Here is a 3089-nt window from a genome sequence, read left to right as displayed (position 1 = left end):
GGGTTGGTGCAGAAATTTTGTATCTGCCGCCTTATTCTCCAGATTTCAACAAAATTGAGCATCATTGGTTTGCTATAAAAAACAGAGCCAGGAAAGACATTCCTCTATTCGAATCCTTTCGTCGTGCTGTTGATTCTGCCTTCCTATGACCTGTTCGGACTATTATGAGAAATGCTATACTTGCAGATGCAAGCAACTTATACTGAATTTTCACTACTTTACCTATTTTGAAGCAGCAGGAGCTTGATGCTTTTGTGATGCGCCGCTCAAGTCTTCTACATTTGTTGAATGCTGCTCCAAAAATTTTACTTCTTCAGAGCTTTGTTGTAATTGTGTTTGTGGCAATTGTGATGCTAACACTTCATGCAAAGGCTTTGCTTCATATTGCCTTCCTACTTTTACTTCTTTATGTGCAGCTAATTGCTCCATAGTAACACCATTACCCTCAATAAGTTCTACGGAGCAATTATCATGAATATTAATTTTAATATTACATTCTTTTCCTTGAGCATTCCACTTTAAAGTCATTTGATATGAACCATTAGCTACCTCATAAATTCTTGTTCCATGTTCATCAACCCGGCAACGTAGCCCCCTTGCTTTACTTTGAGGTAGCAATCATGTAATTGCTTTCACGCCATATTGTTTACACAAATCGTTATTTAGAATGTCACTCATGCTTATTTCTTTTGTATTACTACCTATCGCAATTCTTACGGCAGGCTCAATAATATTATCTTCATTTTTGCTTTCTTTAAGTTTTATAAATTCTATATCATTATTTTCTATATTTTTAGATATCTCTTCTTTAATTTGTTCAGCAATTTTGCCTATAATGTTCTTACCACCATATTTATTCTCATCCCGAGCAGTATATGTACATATACCATTACTATCCTTATGAATATAAGGTTTTGGTTTCTTTTTATTAGTGGTATTAGTAGAAGTGTTGTTCTGCATTATTAAGAGTGACGTATTTAGGTACATTCTCATCTAGTGCTGATTTAGGTACATTTTTAGTATCCGAAATCGAATTATTATCAGAAGGAGTGATATTTAGATTAGAAGAAGTTTCAATTAAAGATACAGTTTCAGTGCTATTAGTTAACATATATGCCTCCATTATTTTTAATATATAAATGTTAGCATATAGATACCACGCCAATTAGTCAATATAAATTATGATGTTTAATGTTGAAAGCTCAAATACTCCTTTGCTTGATCTGTTAGAACGCGCCCTCTTGGTGTGCGCTTTACAAAACTAATTTTGATTAAATAAGGTTCTACTGTTTCTTCAATATTGCCAACATCTTCGGATAGCGCAATAGATATGGTGTCAATTCCAACAGGGCCTGAAGTGTTGAATAAAAATCTTAGATAATTCATATCAAGTTTATTGAGTCCCATTTTATCTACACCCAATTTTAGTAATACAGAATCAGCGACTTCATAAGTAATTTTTTTATCATCTTTCACTTCAACAAAATCCCTTATTCTTCTGAGTAACCTCAAAGCAATTCTTGGAGTGCCGCGGGCACGGCAGGCAATTTCCCGCGCAGCACCCTCTTCAATTTCAGCAGAAAGAACTCTTGCGCCTCTTTTTATAATATTAACCAGCTCCTCAAAGGAATAAAACTCAAGATGCAAAGGAATGCCAAAACGATCTCTGAGTGGCGCAGAAAGTAATCCAAGCCGTGTTGTTGCTCCAATTAGCGTAAATGGTGGTAGATCTATCCTTAAAGTGCGAGTAGATGGACCTTCACCTACCAATATGTCCAAGCAAAAATCTTCCATAGCAGTATATAAAACTTCTTCGATGCTGCGATTTAATCTATGGATTTCGTCGATAAATAGAACATCTTTTGCATTTAAAGTGGTAAGCACTGCGGCCAAATCTCCAGCTTTACTAAGTAAAGGACCAGAAGTTGCGCGAAAGCTAACTCTTAATTCTTTAGAAACAATTTGTGCTAAAGTTGTTTTGCCAAGCCCTGGAGGACCGTACAATAAGACGTGATCTAAAGCTTCAGTTCTCGTCTGTGCAGCGTTTATAAACACTTTTAAATTTTGTATTAAGTCTTTTTGCCCGACAAAATCATCAAGTTGCTCAGGCCTGATGTTGATATTGCGCACATCTTCAGTATATTCTTTACCGCACGATATTGATTTCATAATGTTAAGAGCTCCTTAAGCGCTATGCGAATAATATCCTTAGTGTCCAGATTTGACGATTCGTCTTGTATTTTCTTTATCGTATCATAAGCTTTCATTTTTTCATATCCAAGATTGATCAATGCTGAAAGGGCATCTTCATTAATTGGATTAAAGTTATTGTTATTTATTTCTAGTTTACTTACTTTGCCACTCAATTCAGTGATGATTCGATTTATGAGTTTCAAGCCAAGTCCACTCATCTTGAGTGCTACTTTATCTTCATTCATAATTGCCAAAAATAGCTGTTCTGGAGTTAATTTACTCAAAATTGACATTGCAGTTTTATAGCTAACGCCGCTTACTTTGACAAGCAACCTTAAGCACTGCTGTTCTTCTTTGCTTATAAAACCATATAGCTGAGCGACATTTTCTCTGTTATTTGCATAGGTTTCGATAAGTAATTTAACTCTACTTCCGATGGAACATGCATTTAAAGTTTTGGCTGAAAGATACACCATATAGCCAACATCATTCACATTCAGGATTATGTGATCACTGCGCACTTCATCAACTATTCCGCTTATATTTCCTATCATTTTTAGCACTGTATAGGGTTCAGTTTAAATACTCCTGGATCTTAGGTCAAGCAAACGAACATTATAACAGGGAAACGTGGCTAAAAAACCACTTGACAAACTCCGCCAGCCCCCTTATCATAAACACTGAAGCTATTTATTTGTCTTCTCTGTACAGATTAAATGACAAAAAAACTCACGTATCTGGCGTATCATGTTTAATTTTTTGCACTATGTGCACCTTATGTCTTATAAAATTTCTACCTACATAAGCTGAAACGCGCCTATAAAGCGTTTAAAACATAAAAAAACGCCAACTTAAAAAATGGATAGTGAATAACTAGCTACCCTAGGGTTTCTTTT

General features: G+C 35.3%; 6 protein-coding genes. 1 reads left to right on the top strand and 5 read right to left on the bottom strand.

Features of this window, described 5'->3' with window-relative positions; all coding sequences use genetic code 11:
• Nucleotides 1-149, top strand: a 149-nt coding sequence (locus OZD68_RS00735; protein ID WP_275008740.1) for a transposase, incomplete at its 5' end; no start/stop codon positions are given.
• A 73-nt stretch (nt 150-222) separates the two neighbouring features.
• Here the strand turns inward: OZD68_RS00735 and OZD68_RS00730 are convergent.
• The 5 genes from OZD68_RS00730 to ruvA form a co-directional block, all read right to left on the bottom strand.
• Nucleotides 223-618 (bottom strand): hypothetical protein, encoded by a 396-nt coding sequence (locus OZD68_RS00730; protein ID WP_259366088.1) that lies wholly within the window; start codon nt 616-618, stop codon nt 223-225.
• Nucleotides 619-960, bottom strand: coding sequence for a hypothetical protein (locus OZD68_RS00725; RefSeq protein WP_259366089.1), 342 nt, complete (start codon nt 958-960; stop codon nt 619-621). It lies immediately after the preceding gene.
• Entirely contained in the window at nt 938-1111 is a 174-nt protein-coding gene (locus tag OZD68_RS00720) for a hypothetical protein (protein WP_259366090.1), read from the bottom strand. The genes OZD68_RS00725 and OZD68_RS00720 overlap by 23 nt, the downstream gene beginning before the upstream one ends.
• 77 nt (nt 1112-1188) lie before the next feature.
• Nucleotides 1189-2169 (bottom strand): Holliday junction branch migration DNA helicase RuvB, encoded by a 981-nt coding sequence (ruvB, locus tag OZD68_RS00715; RefSeq protein ID WP_182309817.1) that lies wholly within the window; start codon nt 2167-2169, stop codon nt 1189-1191.
• Entirely contained in the window at nt 2166-2747 is a 582-nt protein-coding gene (gene ruvA / locus OZD68_RS00710) for a Holliday junction branch migration protein RuvA (RefSeq protein ID WP_182309818.1), read from the bottom strand. The genes ruvB and ruvA overlap by 4 nt, the downstream gene beginning before the upstream one ends.
• Nucleotides 2748-3089 lie beyond the last annotated feature (342 nt).

Source organism: Wolbachia endosymbiont of Drosophila bicornuta, assembly GCF_028982105.1.
In the GTDB taxonomy this organism is placed as follows: Bacteria; Pseudomonadota; Alphaproteobacteria; order Rickettsiales; family Anaplasmataceae; genus Wolbachia; species Wolbachia pipientis.
Note: the sequence above shows the minus strand (reverse complement) of the source record. Positions and strands in the feature narration are given on the sequence as shown.